The sequence below is a fragment of the Parasedimentitalea marina genome (genome assembly GCF_004006175.1).
GTDB classification, from domain to species: domain Bacteria; phylum Pseudomonadota; class Alphaproteobacteria; order Rhodobacterales; family Rhodobacteraceae; genus Parasedimentitalea; species Parasedimentitalea marina.
Genome location: NZ_CP033222.1, coordinates 17,266 through 39,697, shown reverse-complemented (window position 1 = coordinate 39,697; position 22,432 = coordinate 17,266). Strand labels below are relative to the sequence as shown.

The 22,432-nt window shown below is 55.4% G+C and carries 20 protein-coding genes; 4 read left to right on the top strand and 16 right to left on the bottom strand.

What is annotated here, in order from left to right:
* Positions 1–6: 6 nt before the first annotated feature.
* Positions 7–792: an ABC transporter permease gene (locus EBB79_RS23370; RefSeq protein WP_127751429.1), complete on the bottom strand. Its 786-nt coding sequence runs from the start codon at positions 790–792 to the stop codon at positions 7–9.
* Positions 789–1,613 carry an ABC transporter permease gene (locus tag EBB79_RS23365; protein WP_127751495.1) on the bottom strand — a complete coding sequence of 275 codons (825 nt, stop codon included), beginning with the start codon at positions 1,611–1,613 and terminating at the stop codon, positions 789–791. Before EBB79_RS23365 ends, EBB79_RS23370 begins: the two co-directional genes overlap by 4 nt.
* A 522-nt stretch (positions 1,614–2,135) precedes the next feature.
* On the opposite strand from EBB79_RS23365, the gene EBB79_RS25500 reads away from it, so the two are divergent.
* Complete coding sequence (locus EBB79_RS25500) at positions 2,136–2,402, top strand: hypothetical protein (RefSeq protein WP_338045829.1); 267 nt, start codon at positions 2,136–2,138, stop codon at positions 2,400–2,402.
* A 34-nt stretch (positions 2,403–2,436) separates the two neighbouring features.
* Here the strand turns inward: EBB79_RS25500 and EBB79_RS23355 are convergent, their stop codons facing one another.
* The 9 genes from EBB79_RS23355 to EBB79_RS23315 form a co-directional block, all read right to left on the bottom strand.
* Complete coding sequence (locus EBB79_RS23355) at positions 2,437–3,183, bottom strand: amino acid ABC transporter ATP-binding protein (protein WP_420850431.1); 747 nt, start codon at positions 3,181–3,183, stop codon at positions 2,437–2,439.
* A 12-nt stretch (positions 3,184–3,195) separates the two neighbouring features.
* On the bottom strand, positions 3,196–4,038 hold the full coding sequence (locus EBB79_RS23350; protein WP_238705175.1) for an amino acid ABC transporter permease: 843 nt from the start codon (positions 4,036–4,038) through the stop codon (positions 3,196–3,198).
* Positions 4,039–4,052: 14 nt separating this feature from the next.
* Positions 4,053–4,799, bottom strand: coding sequence for an amino acid ABC transporter permease (locus EBB79_RS23345; protein WP_127751427.1), 747 nt, complete (start codon positions 4,797–4,799; stop codon positions 4,053–4,055).
* An 86-nt stretch (positions 4,800–4,885) separates the two neighbouring features.
* The gene (locus tag EBB79_RS23340) at positions 4,886–5,698 is read right to left on the bottom strand and encodes a transporter substrate-binding domain-containing protein (protein WP_127751426.1); all 813 of its coding nucleotides are present in this window, start codon (positions 5,696–5,698) and stop codon (positions 4,886–4,888) included.
* Between the two features lie 97 nt (positions 5,699–5,795).
* Positions 5,796–7,172: an MmgE/PrpD family protein gene (locus EBB79_RS23335; protein WP_127751425.1), complete on the bottom strand. Its 1,377-nt coding sequence runs from the start codon at positions 7,170–7,172 to the stop codon at positions 5,796–5,798.
* On the bottom strand, positions 7,169–7,759 hold the full coding sequence (locus EBB79_RS23330; protein WP_127751424.1) for a sarcosine oxidase subunit gamma: 591 nt from the start codon (positions 7,757–7,759) through the stop codon (positions 7,169–7,171). The genes EBB79_RS23335 and EBB79_RS23330 overlap by 4 nt, the downstream gene beginning before the upstream one ends.
* Positions 7,752–10,757: a sarcosine oxidase subunit alpha family protein gene (locus tag EBB79_RS23325; RefSeq protein WP_127751423.1), complete on the bottom strand. Its 3,006-nt coding sequence runs from the start codon at positions 10,755–10,757 to the stop codon at positions 7,752–7,754. The genes EBB79_RS23330 and EBB79_RS23325 overlap by 8 nt, the downstream gene beginning before the upstream one ends.
* Positions 10,757–11,020: a sarcosine oxidase subunit delta gene (locus EBB79_RS23320; RefSeq protein ID WP_127751422.1), complete on the bottom strand. Its 264-nt coding sequence runs from the start codon at positions 11,018–11,020 to the stop codon at positions 10,757–10,759. The genes EBB79_RS23325 and EBB79_RS23320 overlap by 1 nt, the downstream gene beginning before the upstream one ends.
* Positions 11,021–11,033: 13 nt before the next feature.
* Positions 11,034–12,290 (bottom strand): sarcosine oxidase subunit beta family protein, encoded by a 1,257-nt coding sequence (locus EBB79_RS23315; protein WP_127751421.1) that lies wholly within the window; start codon positions 12,288–12,290, stop codon positions 11,034–11,036.
* 59 nt (positions 12,291–12,349) lie between these two features.
* Between EBB79_RS23315 and EBB79_RS23310 the strand changes: the two genes are divergently transcribed.
* Positions 12,350–13,294: a MurR/RpiR family transcriptional regulator gene (locus EBB79_RS23310; RefSeq protein WP_127751420.1), complete on the top strand. Its 945-nt coding sequence runs from the start codon at positions 12,350–12,352 to the stop codon at positions 13,292–13,294.
* A gap of 223 nt (positions 13,295–13,517) precedes the next feature.
* Here EBB79_RS23310 and EBB79_RS23305 read toward each other — a convergent pair whose 3' ends face one another.
* The 4 genes from EBB79_RS23305 to EBB79_RS23290 all read right to left on the bottom strand — a co-directional run bounded on the left by EBB79_RS23305 (position 13,518) and on the right by EBB79_RS23290 (position 18,194).
* Positions 13,518–14,951 (bottom strand): Hint domain-containing protein, encoded by a 1,434-nt coding sequence (locus tag EBB79_RS23305; protein WP_127751419.1) that lies wholly within the window; start codon positions 14,949–14,951, stop codon positions 13,518–13,520.
* Positions 14,952–15,041: 90 nt separating this feature from the next.
* The gene (locus tag EBB79_RS23300; protein WP_127751418.1) at positions 15,042–16,304 is read right to left on the bottom strand and encodes a GumC domain-containing protein; all 1,263 of its coding nucleotides are present in this window, start codon (positions 16,302–16,304) and stop codon (positions 15,042–15,044) included.
* 107 nt (positions 16,305–16,411) lie between these two features.
* Positions 16,412–17,293, bottom strand: coding sequence for a CpsD/CapB family tyrosine-protein kinase (locus EBB79_RS23295; RefSeq protein ID WP_127751417.1), 882 nt, complete (start codon positions 17,291–17,293; stop codon positions 16,412–16,414).
* A 94-nt stretch (positions 17,294–17,387) separates the two neighbouring features.
* Positions 17,388–18,194, bottom strand: coding sequence for a sugar transferase (locus EBB79_RS23290; protein ID WP_238705174.1), 807 nt, complete (start codon positions 18,192–18,194; stop codon positions 17,388–17,390).
* Positions 18,195–18,962: 768 nt separating this feature from the next.
* On the opposite strand from EBB79_RS23290, the gene EBB79_RS23285 reads away from it, so the two are divergent.
* Positions 18,963–19,913 carry a glycosyltransferase family 2 protein gene (locus EBB79_RS23285; protein ID WP_127751416.1) on the top strand — a complete coding sequence of 317 codons (951 nt, stop codon included), beginning with the start codon at positions 18,963–18,965 and terminating at the stop codon, positions 19,911–19,913.
* Positions 19,914–19,954: 41 nt separating this feature from the next.
* Here the strand turns inward: EBB79_RS23285 and EBB79_RS23280 are convergent, their stop codons facing one another.
* On the bottom strand, positions 19,955–20,728 hold the full coding sequence (locus EBB79_RS23280; protein WP_127751415.1) for a WecB/TagA/CpsF family glycosyltransferase: 774 nt from the start codon (positions 20,726–20,728) through the stop codon (positions 19,955–19,957).
* 190 nt (positions 20,729–20,918) lie between these two features.
* On the opposite strand from EBB79_RS23280, the gene EBB79_RS23275 reads away from it, so the two are divergent.
* On the top strand, positions 20,919–22,379 hold the full coding sequence (locus EBB79_RS23275; RefSeq protein WP_127751414.1) for a hypothetical protein: 1,461 nt from the start codon (positions 20,919–20,921) through the stop codon (positions 22,377–22,379).
* Positions 22,380–22,432 lie beyond the last annotated feature (53 nt).

Below are 22,432 nucleotides of genomic sequence, written 5' to 3'. Positions count from 1 at the left end.
AGAGCCTCATACAAGCGATTTGGTTGAACGGCGGCGGAAGAATTCTGCGACTACCAGCAGCAGCACCGAAGCCAGCAGCAAAAGCGAGCCGAGTGCCAGGGTGTTGGGTAGCTTGGCCGGGAAGCGGATCTGGCTCCAGATATAGACCGGCAGGGTCGGCTCGTTTCCAGACAGAAAGAAGGCCAGTACGAATTCATCAAAACTGACGGTAAAGGAAACCAGCAGGCTGGCGACGATTCCCGGTGCAACCATCGGCAGGGTCACGCGGCGGAATGTCTCGAAGACCCCTGACCCCAGATCATAGGCAGCTTCTTCCAGTGAGACATCAAAATCGTCAAAGGCCGATTTCATGATCGAGACAGAAAATGGCAGCGCCAGAAACGTGTGCCCAAGGATCACCGCAGTCAGTGACGGCTTCAGCCCCAGCGAGATGAACAACACGAGCATCGACGAGGCGACAATGATGCCCGGCACCACCAGCGGCAGCATCACCAGAGCTTCGGAAACTTTCTTGCCGCGAAAACGGTAACGGACATAGGAACGGGCTGCAAACAGCCCCATCGAAGTGGCCAGCAACGCAGCCAATCCACCCACCACCAGGCTGTTCATCAGTGCCTGGACTAGGGTGTCCTGTGCGCCCAGCTGCCCATACCATTTCAGCGTCCAGCCCTTGATCGGAAAGGCAACGATGGTGCCATCGTTAAAGGAAAACAGCGGCAACAGCAGCACCGGCAAATACAGGAAGGCCAGATATACAAGCGTATAAGTGCGCAAGCCCAAAAAACGTTTCATCGGATACGTCTCCCCAGTCCGGTGGCGGAAATAACGAAAACTAAGGCAACAAAACCAACGGACAACATTGCCAACAGCGACATCGTTGCGCCCAGAGGCCAGTTATTAGCAGCGCCAAATTGCACCTGGATCAGATTGGCGATCATCTTACCATCAGATCCGCCCACCAAAGACGGGGTTACGTAGTCGCCCACAGTTGGAATGAAAATGATCAGGCTGGCCGCGATAATCCCCGGAACCGTTAGTGGCAGCGTCACCCGCAGAAAACTCTCGAATGCGCTATTGCCTAGGTCTGTGGCAGCTTCCAACAGGCTTGGATCGATCTTTTGTAGCGAGACAAAAATCGGCAGGATGGCAAACGGCGCCCAGGCATGGGCCAACGTCAGAACAACGGCAAATTCATTGTACAAAAGAAACGTGAGCGGCGTGTCGATCAGCCCAAGGGCCATAAGTGCCGAATTCAGCACCCCATTGAACCCCAGGATCAGCTTCCAGGCAAAGACCCGAAGAAGGTAGCTTGACCAGAACGGAATGGTGATCAGTAACAACCACAGTGTTTTTCGGCGCGCCTTTAGGGCGATAAAGTAAGCAATTGGATAGGCCAGCGCCACCGTTGCGATTGTCACCACCGCAGCGATCAAGATTGATCGGATCATCAGGTGGCGCACCAGAGGATCAAAAAAAGCCTCCCGATAATTTGCCAGCGTCGGGGTCTTTTCAATGCTTACATATGTTTGTGTCCACATCGAATAGACCACAAGAATGACAAGCGGCGCGGCAACCAGAAATCCGACATAAAGCGTTGCCGGAGCACTCAGCATAATGCCCTTCGAGGCCTCGCTATGCAGGTTCAATGGTAGCTCCTTTTCATCATTTCAGGCGATTTCACTCCGGACTAAAGGCGGGGTGATCCTTCCTAATGTTTCCCGTCGCGATCGTAGGATACGCAAATCCAGAAGGCCCAGTTTGATGCGTTTCCTGTGTTTGGCCTCGGCAGCAATGGGGCGACACCCTACGATCACCGGTCGTCATTCTGCTCGAACGCGTCGCGATAAACTTTGCTGCCCTCAAATACACTAAATGTGTTTGAAAATGATCAGACAGCAACGGCGCAATCTCAAACAAAAAAAATTTGACTGTCCTCAAGTTAAATTACGAGCGGTGCCCAAAACGGGAGATAGCCCGATCCGCCTTTCTCGACATAGCGTCCTGATCTTTTCCAGAAAATAGCTTGAACATCCCTCCAAAGTGGGCCGCGCCTATGATTAGGAAACCGGAGAACCATAGACGGCCATCAAGAGACCCAAGCCCGAAGAGATTGACGTGATCATCGGGGCTGATACGTGCAAAGGACCCAAGCGGATCGCCCAAAATATCTGGCCGGCCCGATTGGCAATGACCTCGTTGAAATTGATATTCGTGGAGGTGCCACCCGAGCCCTCGGCCAACGTTACGATAAAATTGTGGTGGTGCTGGCCAGCAATGATTTCATCACAAGCGCTGGAAATGGCTGTGGCAAAATTCTCTGCCCCGCGAACTGTGTTGGTTCCAAATCAAGCCCCGTCCGGGATACCGACTGCACCCAGACTGTCGATCTCACTGCACATTGAATTTCCTTCAGTCACCCATTAACCCGCTCATCAATCAGAGGATTTGGCCGAGAAACTCAATTGTTCTTGGGTCTTTGGCTTCGTCGAAAAATGAAGCAGGTGTACCATGTTCAACAATCACCCCGCGATCTGTAAAATAGATATGATCCGCCACTTCCCGGGCAAACGCCATCTCGTGGGTCACCAGAATGCAAGTCATGCCATCCTGCGCCAACTCCTTGATCGTCAGCAAAACCTCATTAACCGTTTCCGGATCAAGCGCCGCCGTCACTTCGTCAAACAGCATGACATCAGGGCTCATGGCCAGGGATCGCGCGATGGCCACACGTTGCTGCTGGCCACCCGACAATTCACCTGGGTAACTGTCTTCCTTACCTTCCAGGCGCACCTTTTTGATCAGGCTGCGGGCCAGCTTTTCGACGTCAGTCTTATCTTCCTTCAAAACAAGAAGTGGGGCCATCATGATGTTTTCGAGGGCCGTTTTATGCGGGAACAAATTGTATTGTTGAAACACCATTCCCACTTTCTTGCGCAGTTCCAGCTTATCCAAGTCAGGGTCATTCACTTCTTGTCCTTCGACACGAATAGATCCCCCCTGAATGTCGTTAAGCGCGTTCACGCATCGGATAAGTGTTGATTTACCCGATCCCGAAGGGCCGATGATGCAAATCACCTCACCTTTCATCACATCCAGGGAAACACCTTTGAGAACCTCAAGGGCCCCAAAAGATTTACGCACGTCCTTGATGGACACCATTGGTTCTTGATCGGTCCAGGCCATATTGGTCATCCTTCAAGTTATAACAGAGAATTTCTTTTCCAGCCGCACTGTCCACCGGGCAATCGGGTAGCAGTAGGCAAAGAAAAGAAGCAAAACGAATGAATAGAACGGGATCAACAGATCACTGCGCCCACCTTCCGCCGCCAGGGCCTGCCCGGTCAGCGTCATGACCTCGGACACTCCGACGATCGAGGCCAGAACGGTGGCCATTGTCAAAATAGAATAGAGGTTCATCCACGGCGGTAGCATGCGTTTCACACATTGCGGCAAGATGATCCGCCACAACACTTGGGTGCGCGAAAACGCCAGGCTCTCGGCGGCTTCCCATTGCCCGCTGGGCAGGGATTGTATCGCACCGCGCACAATTTCCGAAACGTTGGCCATGACAGGCAAAGACAGCCCCAATATCGCTTTCAGCCAATCAGGCAGGGGAATGGTCAGGCCAAAGACTTTCACCTCGAACGGCAGCAGGAACATGGCAAAGAACAATAAAACCAGCCAAGGTGCATTGCGGAAAAACTGGGTTACGATCCAAGCGATTTTCTGAACAAACGGGTTCAACGAGATCTGCCCGAGCCCAAGCGCAGCACCGACCAGCGTTCCGACGGCCATGGCACTGATGGAAATGACAATGTTGAAGATAAAGCCTTTCAGCAGCAATGGCATCCACCGCAGCAGCGTCTCAAACATGCCTGCCTGCCCGGGGTCCGTGGCCGCAAATGCCGCAGGAACACCCGCCGCAACGCAAATTGCCGCCAGCACATAACCATGCCAGGATTGCAGTTGAAACCGATCATTGGGCCGTGGTCTGGGGGCCATCATGACCGGCATGATTTTGTGATTTGAATTGTTCATTTCCAAGCCGCTCCTCATGCCCCAAACCCAGGTATTTTCAGCCGTTTTTCCCAACGGTGCATGACCCAAACAAGGACACCGACCAAGACAAAATACGTTAGCAGTAGAAAGACCATCATCTCTGTCACATTGACATTGTCCGACCAGATTTGATTGGCTTCATACAACATCTCGGGCACCGCAATCGCGTAGGCCAAGGTGGTTGTTTTCACCAGATTGACCAGATTGTTGTTCAAGGCAGGCAGGGCCACACGAATGGCCAGAGGCAAAGTGATGTGCAAATAGATCGTAAGGCGTGAGAACCCCAGGGCTTCGGCTGCTTCGATGGTTGAATCTGGCACTGCCTCGATCCCGGATCGAAAAATTTCCACGTTAAAGGCCCCGGCAAAGAACGACAGGGAGATCGCCGCCCAGGCAAATCCACCCAGAATAGGCTGTTGCCCGCCATACCCATTGGACATTGTCGGCAGCAGTGAAGAGATGGCGAAGTAGAAGAAATACAATTGAACCAACGGCGGAGTATTTCGGAACAACTGAATATAGCCGTTCATAATCCGGCGGGTCCATTTAAAGGGCGAGTTTTGCAGCCAGGCGCCAATAATGCCGATGATGATCGAGAAGAACAAACAAACTACAGACAACTTAATCGTCATGAAAAAGCCGTCAATCATACGGTTCCGGTCATAACTGTCATAGAGAAACGGAAGGTTTATTCCAGTCTCGTCATATAACACTCTGAACCATTCAAAAAATGCATCCATCAGCTCTCCCCCCTAACCCGGTCTTTGCGACCTATTTCTGTTCGTGGCGGTGAAACCAGAATGCTTCACCGCCACGCTTTGAAATTTTATTTGTACTGATCGTGCATTGTCAGAGCAAAAGGCGTGTTGGTAACACCCCATTTTGTTTCCAGCTCCAGAATGCGACCGGACTTGTGCCAGCCTTCGATCATGTCACCCATCATGTCGTGAAACCGCGTCTCGCCCAGTGCCACGGCAAGACCCCAAGGGGCATCGTCAATTGTCGGCAGCGGCATTTCATAATCGGCCCATTCCTCCCGCTCCAATGTGGCAACATGCGAGGAATCGTCATAGACAAAGGCCACACAATTGCCGGCTTTCAAGGCTGCATAGACTTCGGCTGTTCCCTTGAAGGCTACAATTTTGGCACCAAAATCCCGACCGGTTTTTTTGTTGTAAAACGCGCCCTGAATGCCACAAACCGGCTTATCCCGCAGGTCTTCCCATTGTGTAAACCCAAAGCTTTTGGGGGCCATGATGTTGGTGCCCGATGAATAGTAGTTCGGATCGACGATCGAGATCACTTTGCGCCGATCAGGCTTGTCGGTCATCGTGGCGATTAACAGATCAACCTTGCCCTGTTGCAGGAACTGCATGCGGTTGGAACTGACCACCGGCACAAATTCTATCTCCACACCCAGTTCGTCGGCCACATCTTGCGCCAGCTCAGGCTCGATGCCGATGATGGCACCGGACGTGTCCCGAAATCCGTAGGGCTTGTAATCCGCCTTGACCGCCACGCGCAAAATACCACGCTCCTTGATGTCATCAATGACGTCTGCCTGTGCGGGCATGGCGGCAAAAGCAAAAGCGCCAAGCGCCGCGGCCATAGCTGTTCTTTTTGTAATTGTCTTGAACATGGTCTTCTCCTTGTTGGGCCACGCTGCCGGTTTTTCCCGGTTCGGTGGCGAATAATAAACTTAGTTCGGGACTGCTCGCTTTAGGTGCGGCTATTTTTTATGTTTCTGATTGAGTGGACGGCAGTTTCTCAACTTGCGCGCATAGTTCCGACGCAAACAATAGGAAATCGGTTTCGAAGATATTCTGCTTACTTAGCGCGCAATTGGCAAAGGCTAGGCAGCCTTGAAACTTCTTCAGGAAATCAATGTCACTCAACGGTTTTTCGGGCATTCCGTAGGCCTCACCACAAAACCCTGTTTGTTCGGTTTGATCCTTAAGGATAATCCGCACCCGCGCGCTTTCAGGGAACCGTTGGCGGGCTTCAGGGGTGGACAAGTCTGCTGCCTCATGAATTTGGACCTTGGCCATGACAGCCTGAATGGATGCGGACTGAATGACATCGACGTTCAGATCCTGCAGCCGAACCGCCCCATTGATAACCGCACAGGCCGCGACAAATGGCAGGCTGAACTGGGCCTGTGCTGGGGTCTTGGGGTGATCATGAACCAGACTAATGCGCACAAGTTTCGGCACCTCCACCCGGATCATGTCAATGTCGTCCGGGGACAGGCCTGCATGGAAGGTTTGGCGCGCGATTTCTTCTGTGGCGGCGTGGGCTGCGGAACAGACCGGGTAAAGTTTAATCAACAGGCCGGGATCAGCCAGGCGCCAGCGTCGGCCCAGAGTCTCGATTTGTTGTAGATCCTCCACATCGTTGTTCAAAAGATGCAAGAATCCAGTCTGCCCTTCGATCCCGTCATCTGGCCCTGACAGTCCACTTGCGACAAACCGGGCAATCATGATGGCCCGTTGCGCGGCCTCTCCAACCAGATAAGGTTTAGCATGGGTGCCGAACACTGATTTGGCCCCACCGGACGCAGCCGCGGCCAGACCGATGGCCTGGCAGATTTGGTTACTATCGCATCCCAGCAGCCGAGCCGCCGCCGCCGCCGCCCCAACAAGGCCACATGTCGCCGTTGACCACCAACCGCGAAAATAATGCTGATGGGTGCAGATGTCCGCCAGCACATAGGTGATTTCAGATCCAATGACAAAGGCAGTGCGGGCCTCTTCCTCTGAGGCGCCTTTTTCTTGTGCCAATGCCAGCACCACAGGAAAAATCACCGCAGATCCATGCATAATGCCAGTATAGCTGGTATCGTCGAAATCCCAAAAATGGGCCGCACCGCCATTTATAAGGGCCGCAGTTTCTGCCGTTGCCCTGCCGCCGGTGGCAAGGTCGCAAGCCCCGTTTGAGGCGGGCCAAATGCCCGCAAGCTTTTTGATGTCCTGATGGGCACCTCCGGCAAGCATGGCACCCAGTGTATCTAGCATGGCACGGTGTGCGATCTGGTGCACATGGGCTGGTATATCGGTAGCAAGCAATTCACTTGCCCAACCCGCAAATGATTTTGTGACACCCAATCCGGTCATGTGGCCCCCTTGACGTCATAGCCAAACGGTGCGGCATTCAGGCAGATGAAATCCCAAAGGCTGCGGGCCCAAGTGACCGGAGTAAGGATTTCAAACCGCGTAGCTGAGGTTCTGTGGATCAATACGCCCACATGATGAATGCCGGTCTGGACAAAATCTCCAGTGGGCATTGCAGCCTCCCGAAAATCAACCGGGGCCAGACGCGCCATGACCTCTTCGGCAGACGACCCTTCTATGACGATTGAACTGCGCGCATGGCCCACATCCAGCATCGCCAGGGATCCACTGCTTTGCAAGGTGCCCGGCAGGCGAACAGGTGACAAGGATGCAAGCAGTATCCGGTCGGGGGATATCCGGAAAAGCTGTATGTCCCGGCTGACACGGCATTTGCGAAAATCGCCCGCATCCCCAAAGCCAAGGCTTTTCAAGCCCGGCATCACCCGTTCTTCAAAATCACCCCACCCCGCGACCTGAACAAGAGATGTCAGCCGTGTTTCGGATAGGCACACGCCCGGCCCGGCGGCACATTCAGCACCAAATCGTCCAAACTTTTGGGCGTTGCCAAGCGGTGAGAGAACATCAAGCATTTTGCCGTTCCCCTTTAGGATCAAAGAAATGCGGAGACACAATCTGTGCCACCAACGATTGATTGCTCACATGGTTGACCACCTGCACCTCCTCGCCGATACGCGATTTGCCATTTTTGACCAGTGCCAGCGCGATACTTTTACCCAAGGCCGGAGAATAGGTTGTGGAAGAAACCCAACCGTCGCCATGACCCTTAGCGGGCTGTCCATTCGGATATATCAGCGATCCCGCCTGCGCGCCTGCGTCGCCGACAATCTTCAGCCCCACCAGCGTTGTACGAGCCGGGTCAATTAGCACGGGCCGGTTTTTCAGGACTGATCCGACAAAGGGCTTCTTGGACGAGGCAAATCCTTCCAGTCCCAGATCCTTCAGCGTTGTACGACCCTCGATTTCCGGCCCCGCAACATGGCCTTTTTCGATGCGCAGCGCCCCCATGGCCTCGGTGCCGTAGGGCTGCAAATCAAACGGCTTGCCCGCATCCTGTAGCGCATCCCAGACGCGCAGAGCATGCCCAGAAGGGACGTAAACCTCATAGGCCAGCTCACCAGAATAGCTCATCCGGTGAATACGCACATCAACGCCTGCAATGACGTCGCAAACAAAGTGATTGTTTGGCATCGCCGCACGGCTGATGTCCGCCTGTTTCAGAACGGATTGCAGCACATTGCGGGCCTGGGGGCCAGCAATGGCAAAGGCCGCCCATTGATCGGTCACACTGGTGACATGGACTTTCAGATCTTTCCACGCGGTTTGCAGCAAATGCTCTGACATCGCCAGAACCTTGGCAGCATTGGCGGTGGTGGTCGACATAAAGTAATCAAGCTCGCCCAGGCGTGCCGTGGCCCCGTCGTCCATCACAAACCCATCCTCGCGCAGCATAACACCATAGCGCAGCCGTCCAACTTGCAGCGTTTTCCAGCCATTCACATAGATGCGGTTCAGAAACTCGGCCGCGTCCGGACCCTGCACAGCGATCTTGCCCAGCGTGGACACATCGATCATTCCCACATGGGCCCGCACATGGGTTGCCTCGCGAATATAGGCATCGCGCAGCGTTTCATCGCCTTGCGGGTAATACCACGGGCGCATCCAGGCCCCGGCCTCCGACATCACAGCGCCATTTGCCACATGCCAATCTTGAAGTGGTGAATATCGTGTAGCGGTAAAATGGTGCCCGTGTTCATGGCCCACAAGGGCGCCAATCGCCACCGGCGTATAGGGTGGGCGGAACGTTGTCGTGCCGGTATTGGGGATGGTTCTGCCGCTCAGTTCCGCAACCCGTGCCAGCGCGATAATGTTGGAAGTCTTGCCCTGATCCGGTGCCATTCCAGCCGTTGTATAGCGTTTTAGATGTTCGACCGAGACATAGCCCTCGCTATAGGCCTGATCGATATCCGTCAGCTTGACATCATGTTGAATGTCTACAAATGCCTTACCCTTGGTGTTCCCCTTGGCGTCGGTCACCGCCCAGATGGCCTGCAGGCCATCAGCCCAGCCTGTATCCAGCGCAATTTCTGGTACTTTTGGAACCGGGTTGTCACCCAATTTCATGGACAGGGCTTTTAGCGCCATATCTGCCGCCCTGCCCCCTGAAGTCACCCTCTCGCTCAAGGTCTGGAGTGCAACCATTCGCCCGGCGCAGTGTACTGTATTCTGGCTGGTATCGTCTGGCACAAACGACGCAGAGGCCTCGTCAAACCGGGGTTTTCCAAAACGCTGGCTCCACAGATGCACCACCGGAGACCAGCCGCCCGACAGGCCTATCACATCACAACCCACCCTTTGAGCCGTCCCTGTGGCCTTGCCCGATGTATCAACCGGAACGATCATCGCCGCCACCACTTTGCGGCGGCCCTTTGCGGCAATCACTGACCGGCCCAACAGAACTGTTACGCCAGAATTTGACAGCGTTTCAGCAAGGTTTTCAGAAATTGAATTGCGGCTATCCACCAGCGTCACATTGGCCCCAACTGCAGCCAGTTGCACCGCAACCTGATAAGCGCTGTTATTGTTTGTACACAGCACAATGCGCTGCCCCGGCAATACACCAAATCGGTTCGCATATGCCTGGATCGAGGCCGCTAGCATCACCCCTGGCAAATCATTGTTGCCAAACACCAGTGGACGCTCAATCGCCCCAGTGGCCAGCACTGTCTGCTTTGCCCGTGTCAGCCAGTACCGCTGGCGCGGTTGGTTGTCTTGAGGCACCACCAAATGGTCACTGACCCGTTCAACCAAACCATAGACGTCCTCGTCATAAGCCCCAAATGCGGTTGTACGGGTCAGGATCCGGACGTTGGGCAGAGCCTTCAGCTTAGATTTGACTGCGGCCAACCAATCATCACTCGCGCCACCCGCGGGTTGGGACAACAGCGAGCCACCAAGTTCGAAATCCTGTTCAACCAGGATTACATCGGCCCCCGCCGCGCCAGCCGTCAACGCCGCACTCAGCCCTGCAGATCCGGCCCCGATCACCAGCAAATCACAAAACGCATTTATCTTTTCATAGCTGTCAGGATCGACGCGCTTGACACCGCGCCCCATTCCAGCGGCCTTGCGGATCAGCCCCTCACAGAACATCCAGTACTTGGTGCCATTGAACGGGCCAATAAAGGTTTTATAGTAAAACCCGGCGCTCAGAAATGGTGAAAGATATCCAGTAACCGCGCCCGCATCCAGGCGCACATCGGGCCAGGCATTCTGAGACGTCGCGATAAGACCGCCAAAGGCCTCGGTTGTGGTGGCCCGGGCGTTTGGCTCGTGTCGCCCACCGGTTCTAAGGTGCACATAGGCGTTGGGTTCTTCCGCTCCTGCGGAATAAACGCCGCGTGCCCGGTGGTATTTGAACCCACGCGCCACGATTTGCTCACCCGAAGCTACCAATGCGGAAGCCAGCGTATCGCCGGGATGTGCCTTCAGTCGGCGCCCGTCAAACCGGGCATCAAGCGATTGGCTGCGGTCAATACGACCGCCTGTGGAAAGTCGACGTCCAGTCATCACGCAGCATCCCTGGCAAGAAAACAGGTGCCAATTTCATGGGTCAAAGTATTGCGGTCCAACACCAGCCACTGGCGACAGCCCTGCACATGGTGCCAGAATTCCCGATGTGGTCCGCGCGGGTTATCGCGCATAAAAACATAATCCAACCATGGTCCCGGTGCGTCCTCTTCCATCGCGGGGCGCCGCACCGTGGCATCTCCACCATAGGTGAACTCGCTTTCGTCTCGAGTTCCGCATATTGGGCAGTTAATCCTGATCATCTATGCCAAATCCTTAGTGAGCATTGGGGTGCGGTCCGACACCTTTTTCATCAATTTGATATCCACGCTCGAACCTGTTCAGCGTGAATTCTGCATTGTCCTCATGCGGCTGGTCTTTGGCGATGGTCCATGCAAAGCACCAGCCCGACGCCGGCGTGGCCTTAAAGCCGCCGTAACACCAGCCACCGTTCAGATAGAGCCCGTCCACCGGCGTCTTCGCGATAATCGGAGAGCCATCCATCGACATGTCCATGACTCCGGCCCAGTGCCGTAGTAATTTGAGCCGGGAAATTGAGGGCATTAACGCTTTGGCGCTGGCCAGAGTGTGTTCGACCATGGGCAAGCCGCCCCGCTGCGCATAAGAATTGTATCCATCCAGATCACCACCCAGCACCAGGCCGCCTTTGTCAGATTGGCTGACATAGAAATGCGCCGCACCAAACGAGATCACTGTATCCACCAGCGGTTTCAACGGTTCGGTCACATAGGCTTGCAATACATGGGTCTCGATCGGCAGCCGCAGACCTGCCATACCTGCCAGATGCCCGGTGTGACCGGCCACAGCCATCCCGACTTTGCCCGCCCGAATTGCACCCCGCGTGGTTTCGACACCGGCGATCTTTCCCTTATCCCAAATGTATCCCGTCACTTCACATTGCTGGATAATGTCTACACCCTGCTGGTCCGCAGCCCGCGCATAACCCCAAGCAACCGCATCATGGCGCGCGGTTCCAGCGCGGGACTGAAAAATTGCTCCGTGGATCGGGAACCGTGCCTGCGGCGTATAATCCAGATAGGGCAGCCGCCGCTTCACCTCAGAGCGGTCAAACAGTTCCGCTTCAATCCCGTTGCCGCTCAGTACATTTCCACGTCGGCGCGCCGCATCCATCTGGCTAGGCGAATGGCACAGATTGTACTGCCCGCGCTGGGAAATCATCACATTATAATTCAGATCCTGACTGAGGTTTTCCCACAGCTTCATGGAGCGTTCATAAAACATCGTATTGCCGGGCATCATGTAGTTCGAGCGGACTATTGTAGTATTGCGCCCGGTGTTACCGCCGCCCAGCCATCCTTTTTCGATCACCGCTACGTTTCGAATGCCGTGTTCTCGCGCAAGATAATACGCTGTGGCCAGACCATGTCCGCCTGCCCCGATAATCACCACATCGTAATGCGGTTTTGGCTCTGGATCTCGCCAGACCCGTGACCAATGCCGATTGCCCGATATGGCGTTCTTAAAGACCGAAAAGGCCGAGTAGTGCGACATGGACCGAATTGCCCCCCAAGCAATGATTCGTTGGCTCAAATTGTAGCACTTGGTACATCTTGTCAAAGTATATTTCTTCTGCTACCTTTTTTCGTAATTTCAAGCCACCGGAATTTATGCGAAACATGCCAAACGCTACAAATTGGAGCCCGGCTGAGATGTCACAAATTGATCAACAGCTTGCAAAAGCTCTTCCAAACCTGCCAAAAAAACTTGGCAAGGCGGCGCGATACGCGCTCGACCATCCTGACCGGATTGCATTTGATTCCATGCGTACTGTTGCGACGGCCTGCGATGTCGCCTCGCCCACAATGCTCAGGCTTGCCCGTGCGCTGGACTATGAAAGTTACGAGGCATTTCGCAGTGAATTCCAGCAACGCTTTGTGAACCAGGGGTTTGGAAATCGCGCCGATGCATTGCAAAGCGGCGTCGGTTCAAGTCAGGACGATCATTTTTCCAATGACATCGCCCAGGCTGCAACCCGCAATATTGCCCAGACGATGAAACTTCTGGACATTGCTGCGGTCGAGGAATTCGCCAGATGCGTCCAAAATTCAAACCGCACGTTCATACTAGGATCCGGGTCCATGCACTGGATGGCGGCATTGATGGAATCTACTGGCCAAATGGCCATTCCGGGGTTGCGTACCGATCACTCGGGCAGCGCCACGATGGTTGAAACCATCGCTTCGATTGCCGAACAGGATACCGCTCTTGTGATGGCCTTCGCCCCTTATGCCCGAGAGACGGTCGTAGCTGCGGCCTATGCAAGCAAGAGAAAAGCCAAAGTATTTGCCCTGACCGACAAAGCCAGTTCACCCCTGGTCGAGCATGCCGACCATGTCTTCTTTGCCCCGACGACAAGCCCGCACTATTACCCATCGGTGGTTTCAACAATAGTAATGATAGAAATACTTCTGTCTGCAACGGTCGCGACTTCAAACGCTATTGAGCGGATTAAGTTGACCGAAAACATCCGCAACCAAAGCGGGGCTTATTTGTGATGGACCTGCCCGGTTTTGCTATGGCCTTTTCCAAGCGATTTTCGCAATGAAGCAGACGGCACCAAGATACAGCGACGAGGTCTGACGTAATCGCAAATTGCGTCGGATTTAGGGGGTATGTTTTCGGCCCATACTATCGGGTCATGATTAAGTGGGTCCATCAACGCCGTGCGAGGTTGCGATGCGGAACACTCCCGCGAATGATCAGCAAGCGCTCCTGCCCTTAGCGATCAAGGCCCGATAGCAGAAAACTCTCGTGGGACTTCAACGCCGGGCGGGCTGTCGGCCCGTAGTTGTCCCTGTCCGGCATCAGGTCCAGAATTTCGGCCCTGGTCTCAACATCAAAAGCATCCAGGGTTTCTGCACCGGGATGATAGCTTTCGCTTTCAAGCCCGTTGCCATAGACGATTTCATGCTGATCAAAAAGCAGATGCACATAGGTCACCTGTTGCCCATCCGCCTGCACCCGGATCGAACTATCATTGATCAGATGCTTAGCCTTCACCAGAACCTCGGACTGGCCAAACAGAAGTTCAGCCCGCTCTGATGTGATCAGCACCCGATGATTGGGAGAGACCGCAATGCACTCGTGATCGCCAAGCGCCCCGGCAGCAAAAACCACCGGCGCATCGCGCCCTTCGGCGCGCCGAAAACTGCGGCCAATCCAACGCAGCGGCTGCGGACCATGGTCACGGGTGTTGATCAATGTACCCACTTCCAGCAGTTCAACGGCCACCGGACCACCTTTGGTGTCTATCAGCGTTCCCGCGACGAAACAGGGCGGCGAGCCCACTTCGGTTGTGACATCAACAAAGCCAACATCAGCATTGCCCTGATCGTCGGCAACCACATAGGTAAAGGTGTTGGTTTCATCTACGGCACTGTCATTGGAAATAGAGAATGTTCCATCGGCGTTCAGCGTCACCATTTCGCCAGTGTCTAGTGTCACCGTATCACCGGCGGTCACCAATTGGCCATCGATGTGGGTCACCGTCAGTCCGGCACCTTCGACGTGAACATCGTTGCCCAAAACATCCAGCGTCTCGGACCCATCCCCGGAAATCGTCAGCTCGTCATTGGTGGCGACTAAATCGGTCTGGGTGGAATCCTCCATCGTGTCGATGTCAGTTTTCCATTCCAGATCACCCAAAAACCCACCACCCGGAAGGGCTGAAAAGTCGATCAGCATCGTTGTATACAAATCGCCCGCAGCCGGGCTCCCGGCCAAGTTTACGATGTCTGAATACGTAATTGAAATGTCATCAGACAAATCACTGTTTTCAGGGGACAGTTCAAATGGATACCCAATTTTTGAACCTGGCGTGGATCCGCCAAGCGGGTCACTGTCGAGGGTGGTCGTCGTATCGAATACCGAATTGGCAGGGGTCAGATCAATTTCAATCGAAGCCACAAGCTTGGTCGTCGAAAGCTCATGCCAATTGTCGCCGAAGAACATTTCGATGCCTGAGCCAGAGGCGCCGCCATTGGTGTAGGGATCCAATGCTTCCCATGTCAGAACCTCACTTGTCCCATCAGCATAATTGACAGTAACCCGGGCACCCTCCAAATCGACCCCGCGCGAGGCCGTATCGGCGCGAATCCCATAGATACTCTCGTAGGGGTCACCATCAAGCCGGGTAGTATCAATCGGGGGCATGGACTAAACCTTTGTTAGAGCTCTTGTCACAACGCAAATAATTTCTACACCAATCAACAAATTTTTCTGCGCGGCAATGGTTTGGCAAAATCATGTCAGCCGCCAGCCACGGGCCCTGCGCCACAAATTGCTCAGCTTGTTTTTAGGCTCCGTTTGCAGGACCGGTATCAACACCACCGGGGTCAGGCCGGTTTCACGGTGCATCTGAGCGGCGCTGCGCAGCACCGGATGGCGCAGCTCTTGGATAAAGGCCAATACAAGCGCCAGCATCGCCCCGGCCAGCGTGCCCAGAATAGCCAGTGCCTTGCGCCCGCCGGTGATCGGGTCTTCCGGCAAAACTGCCGGTTCGATCACCGTCAATCGCTCGGATTGATGGGTGGTTTCAAGGCGCAGCCCCACTTCTGCCTCGGTCCGTCGGGAAATGATGGCATCCAGAGAGGTCTGCAGTTGTTCTTGGCGCCGTGCAAAACCATCCAGCTCTCGTTCTACTTCCGGAGAAATTTCCAACGAGGCTTCCAGTTCTCTCTTCCGCTCGACCAACAGCACCCGCTGCGCCTCTAACGTGTCCAACTGCTCTTGAAAACCAGCCTGCATCCGTTGCGCTGTCGCGGGGCGCTCTGTGGCAGTCGCATATTCAGCGGCCCGGCGGATTTCAATCAGCTCGCGGGCGATGTCCAGCAGGCCACCATTGATAGGGATCAGTTCAGACCGGCGAAAGACGGCATCACCAGGGGACGTCACATTATTGGCCGTGCGGAAACTGGCAAGATTGTCCTCAAGTGTGTTCAGGTCATCAGTAAGAGAGACCTCTTGTTCGTTCAAAAAGGTCAGGGTTTCGCGGGCCAGCTCTGTGCGCGAATCTATACTCAGCTCGATTGTGCGGCGGGACAATTCATGTGCCACCTGCTGTGCCTGCTCCGGGGTTGGCATCTTGGCAATGAAGGTGAGAACCGAAATGGTACCATCATCGACAAAGCCTTCGCGCGCAGCGGCAACCCCTTCAATGCTGATCGACTCGCGCATCAGCGCCACCTTTTCCGCTGTTTTCAACTGCGGCAAATCTGCAAAAAGCCCAAATTTCTCAATAATTTCCAACACTGCGTCGCGGGTCATCAGGCGCTGCTGGATCAATTGCAATCGACGCGCAGACGAGCCCTCAACCGTGGAACTGGCAAGATCGTCCGCGATTTTCGGTTGGCTGATCTGGATCACTTCGGCGGCCTGATACAGTCTCGGCTGACGCGCCGCATACCACAGCGACACCAAGGCCCCCAGGAACACCACTTTGGCAATCAGGCCAGCCCGACGGCGCAGCATGTCCACAAAATCTTCGATCGAGAAAATCGGGCCCATTTATTGTCTCAACACCGTTATCCAAGGTCAATGACTGCCGGGATACGGCAGCAGTTGTGCTCTTTCCATCATGGCAAGCTGGCAAAACTATGACAGGCTCGGGCCGTTCAGCCGTTTTTCGAAGATCTGGCACGATTCAACACCACACCAAGCAATTCTGTATGACCGGCAAGCATCTTTTCACAGGCGGCCAAATGTGCGGCGGTGGTTTGGGTACTGTCCGACACCAGCAACACCCCATCCACCTGCGGCAAAAAGGCGGTCAGGTCGTCATATTCCAGCACCGGCGGCAGATCATAAATCACCACATCCGCAGCGGTCCGGTCGATCATGTCCTCCAGTGTCGCGGCGCAGTGACTGTCATGAAGGATTTCTGCAGCGTTGCGATCCGGGGCCCTGGTCAACCCCAGAGCCAAGGTATCGGTAGGACGGATCAAATGATCCTCCATCGCAAGGTCACCAGCTAGGAATCCAGGCATGTCACCGGGCTGGTTCAGCTTCAGCGCCTCGGCAACGCCGGGATGGCGGTGGTTCAAATCCATCAAAATTGTGCGGCTATGGGGCACACGCGCCAGGCTCAGCGCCAGATTGACCGCCGTGAATGTCGCGCCCGATCCCGCAGTTGGTGCGGCAATCGCAACCCGTTTCCAACCCTTCGCCTTAAGCGTATGCAACAAGCGGGTGCGCAATAGGTCAAACGCCTTGGCCGCGGGGTCTTCGCGAAAGAAATTGACCAGCGGTGAGCGGTTCAACTGATGTTGGCGCACATCAATCGGCACCCGGCGCAAAATCTCCCAGGGTTCAGGAAGCCGCGCCGGCACGTGTTCGATGCGCGTCGGCGGTTCGGTATCAAGAAACTCGCGCAGCTCAGGCGCGTTTTCAATCACCGGATCCTGTCGCTTACCGCGACGACGACGGAATTTCTTAAAGCCCTGTTGGGTCATCGCAATATCGGCGTCCTCCAACCCAGTGGTCACAAAATCTTTCATGCCCTGCCCTCTATACCTAAGGTATCACGAAATGGGGTCATCACAAATTGAACGTATGGTAAACGCCCGATGCCAGCAGCTCTGTGGTGCAAGATCAATATCCCGTCCCCCGAAAAACCACACCAACGGTACGAAACATCAATGCTAGATCACTGCGCAGTGACAACGTCCGACCATAAACCGCATCAATCTGCGCCCGGTGAGAGAAGTGGCTCTCGTTGCGGGCCGACACCTGCCAAACACCGGTAATCCCCGGTTTCAGCGCAAAATAGGACCGCGGGTCACCATACAGGGTCAGTTGCTCAGGCATCATCGGACGCGGGCCAACCAGGCTCATGTCTCCCTTGAGCACATTAAGCAATTGCGGCAACTCATCCAGTGACGTCATCCTCAGGATCTTGCCGACCCGTGTAATGCGCGGATCTTTTTTCAGTTTTTGGGTTTCGTCCCATTCACGGCGCAACGCGGGATTGGCAGCCAGGCATTGCTCCAGCCGCGCATCCGCATCGCACACCATGGTCCGCAGTTTGAGAATGGAAAACCGGCGTCCGTTCAGACCCAACCGGTCCTGTCGATAAAATGGACGCCCTCCCTCAAACCAAAGGGCAAACGCACAAATCGCGATCACTGGCAGGGTCAGCGGCATAGTCAGTAGAACCAGAATGACATCCAATATCCGCTTCCCCAAGCGGGCATAGACATCCGTCGCCACATGGCCAAACGGTTGTTCAAGTGTTGGTTTAACACGGGAGTGCGAACCATTGATATTATCTGGCGTCAAACTCCAGGACTGGATCAAACGTCCCGCCTCTACCGGCAATCCCTGTCCTGCGGCGACCCCTCTCACCTGGGCCATTTGCATTGAAGAGGCGATAATCCTCTTGTGCACAGTATCTTCCAAGCCATCCCCCTATCGGCAGCTAAGAAGCCACCAAGTCAAGATGAGCACCGCCTTACGGCGGGTCATTTTCAAATTTCTATTGCCCCGGTGCAGCAGCTACCGGGCGTACTATCTCAGTGAGTGGATCAGGATTAAGTCGCACCCCCATGCGGCCCATCCCCCCCGGGCATAGTCAGGTCAAAACTGCACCTGATTATGCTCAATCTGAAGTTAACATGTGTTAAGTCAAATTTTAGAAATATGGTGAAAAAGGACGGCTTTAGCTCAAATTAGCCATATTTTGCCTTATTCCCCGGCTCATCAGGAAACAAAATCAGGAATTCGGCGGGATTGTCTCTGCGGGGCCCTTACAAGGGCATGGAATCAATCAAAAAACATGCACACTGCTAGGTTGTGCGACGCGCCCAATTACAGCCCTGAATGGCTTCATGTTCGCAGTTTGAACAGGGGTCATGCAGAGGCTGCCTTTGACAATTCAATGTGTAAGTTGATGTATGGTTTGCCACAGCACCATCGACACGACAGGCCCGCAACATTCCCTCACATTTCGGAGCAACTAAAGGCAGGGGTCATACGGTGTCCAGCACAAAAGCTTGCAGCCACGGGGCAATTGTCTAACTTGGCGTCACCATCCACCACCCCACCTCTGTTGCCATGAAAATCACCTATAAGACCCATTGGCCGCAGATTCCCTTATCGCCAGCTTGCGAGCTTTAGAATTTTGATGACACCAGACAGCTATACCGCCCATTTTGTGCAGCGCCACCAATGACCGCACCGGTGATTGACGCCGTGGTGATCGGACGAAACGAAGGCGCACATCTGCTGGCTTGCCTCGCGTCACTGCAAGATCAGGTCCGCCAATTGGTCTATGTGGACAGCGGCTCAAGCGATGGCTCGGTGATTGCCGCGCGCGACATGGGGGCCAAAGTGGTGGAACTGGATATGTCACGCCCGTTTACCGCCGCCCGCGCCCGCAACGCCGGGGTCGCCGAACTGGGTGACGACTGTTCGCTGGTGCAGTTTGTCGATGGTGATTGCACAATAGATCCAGACTGGATTCCAAACGCCAGCTCATTTCTTCAGGATCATCCGGATGTGGCGGTGGTCTGCGGCCGCCGACGCGAGCGGTTCCCGGACGCCTCTGTTTACAACGCCCTGTGTGACCGGGAATGGGACACCCCAGTGGGCGAGACCAAGGCCTGTGGGGGCGATGCGCTGATGCGGCTGGCGCCTTTTCGACGGCTGGGTGGCTACCGCGAGTCCCTGATCGCCGGCGAAGAACCAGAGCTCTGCCTGCGGCTCCGGTCAGCAGGTTGGCGCATCTGGCGCCTGGATTCCGAGATGACGTTGCACGATGCGAAAATGCTACGGTTTGCCCAATGGTGGACCCGTGCCCGGCGCGCCGGATACGCCTTTGCCGAGGGCGCCACGCTCCACGGCGCGCCACCGGAACGGCACTGGGTAACCGAGGTCCGCCGGGCCCTGCTCTGGGCTCTTGGCTTACCGCTGGCAGTTGCACTGTCCACTTTAATGACCAGCTGGATGCTGCTGGCCCTGCTGATCTACCCGGCGCAAGTCCTGCGCCTGTCGCGCCGGATGGGGTCGCCAGCAGCCTTGTTCAATGTACTGGGAAAATTCCCCGAGGCGCTGGGGGTGGCAGATTATCACTGGCACCGGGCTTTGGGACGGCGACGGCACTTGATCGAATATAAGTGATGTGAACCCCCAAGGGTATTATGTGGCAAAAGGTCCGCGTCCTACTGACGACCGGCAGACGGCGGGCGCTTACGTAAAAGCCAGGCCTGCCGGAACTGCCCCGGCAGAATGGCAAAGCAACGCGCATAGCGCGGCACCATTCGCATCGGACTGCTCACGATTCGCCACAGCCATTCCAATGCCAACCGGCGCATCCACACCGGCGCCCGGTGTTGATGCCCCCCCAGAAAATCCAGCCCCGCCCCAATAGAGGCAAAGCCAACGCCGGGGGACAGCTGCCGACCGCGGGCGGCAAAAATCTCTTGCTTAGGGGCTCCCAGTGCCAGGAAACACAGCCCAATTCCATCGCCGTTCAATTGCTGCAAGATATGCCCCGCCTCCTCGCCCATGGGATCAAACACCCCCGACGGCGCAAGACGCATCGCAATGTTCAGGCCTGCAACCTGCCCTTGCAGGATACCCGCCGCATCCTCCAGCGCCACCTGCGTACTGCCCACCAGTGCCACCGGCACCTGGGCCTGCGCCGCCAGCTGGCACAGCGGCAGGATCATGTTGGCACCCTGCATCAGGTCCACTGGCTGGCGCGCCAGCCGGGACATCCAGACAATCGGATGGCCATCTGCCACCACCAGATCCTGGGTCGCATAGGCGTCCAGAAATCCCGGCGAGGCGGCCATTTTGACCAGGTGATCCAGATTGACAGTCGCCAGAGCAAACCCCTGCCCACTCGCAAATCGCTGCCGAAGCTCAGCCTCCAGCGCAGCCCAAGTGGGCACATTGATCGCTATTCGCTGTCCATGGAACATGAAGTGCACGCATTTCTCTCCGTTATCTTATCATTTCAGGCCTAGGCTAAAGCCGCCGCGGTGCAGGGCAACACCCCTAATGGCCTAAACCGTTGTTTCCTTGCCATGACTGAACCCTAGCAAACGAATGGGGCGGGACTTGGGCTCATAGAACCGCTAAGTTGCCTCAATCGCGATGAACCAACAGGTTACCCTGCAAATGCCTAACACTCTGGCCTATATGATGCTGATGGCTTGGCCACTGGTGACCCTGTGGCTGTTTCGCCGAACAACACTGGAACGCGCCATCATATGGAGCATGCTGACAGGCTACCTGTTGCTGCCGCCACTGGCTGAATTCGATCTCCCACTGGTCCCGAGTATGGACAAATCAACGATCCCATCGGTGGTCACGTTTCTGATCTGTGTCCTGGTGATGAAAAAGCCGGTCTCGCTGTGGCCACGGCACCCGGCTACGCGGCTGCTGGTGGCGGGGTTTGTGCTTGGTGTGATTCCCACGGTCTTCACCAACGGCGATCCAATCCTGTTTCGGGTGATTGAAAACTCAGATCCTGTCATCTTTACCACCAACGCCCTGCCGGGGCTGCGCTGGCGGGATCTTGGCGCGGTGATGATCGGCCAGATCATTGTATTGCTGCCCTTCTTCCTGGCCCGTCAGTACCTGTCGACCGAAACCGGACTGCGGAACCTCCTGTGGGCGCTATTGCTGACCGGCCTAGCCTATTCCCTTCCCGCGCTCATCGAAATCCGGCTTAGCCCACAGATCAACATTTGGGTCTACGGGTTTTTCCAGCACAGCTTTGAACAGACGATGCGCAATGGCGGCTTCCGCCCCATCGTGTTTCTGCCACATGGGCTGTGGCTGGCGTTCTTCTTCATGTCATCCGTACTGGCTGCAACGGCCCTGACACGGGCCGCACAAAGCGGCGACCGGGTGCGACTTGCAATGGCAACCCTCTATTTGTTTTGGGTGCTCATATTATGCAAAAGCCTGGGGTCGCTGCTCTATGGGCTGGCCTTCACCCCGGTTGTCGCACTGGCCCCCCTGCGCTGGCAAATCCGCATTGCAATGTGCCTTGCACTGATAGCAGTGATCTATCCAATGCTGCGCAATCTGGGGCTGGTGCCCACCGACGCAATCCTGGCCCAGGCCGAGGCCATTAGCACCGAACGCGCAAATTCGCTGGGGTATCGACTCGAGAATGAGAGGGTCCTGCTGGCCCGTGCGGCGGAAAAACCATGGTTCGGCTGGGGCGGCTGGGGTCGCAATTTGGTACATCACATCGAAACCGGACAAATCCTGTCGATACCCGATGGTCGCTGGATCATTGTCTTTGGCACATTTGGCTGGCTTGGCTATATCGCCGAGATGGGCCTGCTGGCGGCCCCATTGGTGCTCCTGGCAAGCGAGATGCGGCGCAAGCAAGGTCTTGGCATCTCGCCCTACGTGGCGCCCATTGCCCTGCTGCTTGCGATCACTATGCTGGATATGCTGCTGAACGCCACTCTGATCCCCTTTACCTGGCTCTGCGCCGGCGCGGTGTTCGGCTATGTCGAAAGGCTGCGTTATCCGGATTTGACCGCCTCCAAATCGGCGTTGTTCGGCGGCACTCAGGCCCTGGACGGCTCCCCTAAATCAGGCCAGCGCAGTGTGATGTAATGCCCCATTCTCTCCACTTTCCCGGCCCAATTGAACACATAAGTTTCATATTT